Annotated in this window: 1 protein-coding gene; it reads right to left on the bottom strand. The window is 75.5% G+C overall.

Going from position 1 to position 490, the window contains the following annotated elements; all coding sequences use genetic code 11:
* On the bottom strand, window positions 1–490 hold a 490-nt coding region (locus GTW67_RS20250; RefSeq protein ID WP_524539801.1), incomplete at both ends, for an efflux permease Rv1217c-related protein.

The following is a 490-nucleotide window of genomic DNA, read 5'->3' as shown; positions in this document are numbered from 1 at the left end:
CCGCCGCCCCGACCCACCCCAGCAACAGCACCGCCCCGGCAACCCCCCACGCCGCCACCGCCCCCCGCGGCAGCACCCCGTGCAACAGCACCGCCACCCCACCGACCACCCACACCGCGGGCACCTGCACGAGACACGCCCCCAGAATCACCCAGACGTCCTCCCCGTACCCCACCGCGAACCCGACCCCCGCACACAGCATCACGACGACCACGCCACCGAAGGCGATCACCAGGTGCCCCGCGGCCCACCGCAGCCGCCCCACCGCCCCCGCGAGCACCGGCTCCGCCCTCCCGGACGTCTCCTCCCCGCCGAGACGCAGCACCGACGCCACCACGTACAGCGCCGCGATCATCCCGAGCATCCCGACCATCGCCGACACGAACGCGTCCGTCAGCCCGGCCTCCCCGCCCATCCGCTCGACCACCGCGCGGGCCTGCGCGTTGTCGCCGACCAGCTCGGCCGCGCCCTCCGTCATCCCGCCGTAGAC

Origin of the sequence: Streptomyces sp. SID5910 (assembly GCF_009862125.1) — a bacterium.
Lineage (GTDB): Bacteria > Actinomycetota > Actinomycetes > Streptomycetales > Streptomycetaceae > Streptomyces.
The sequence above is the reverse complement of the archived record's forward strand: the minus strand, read 5'-3'. Positions and strand labels throughout refer to the sequence as shown.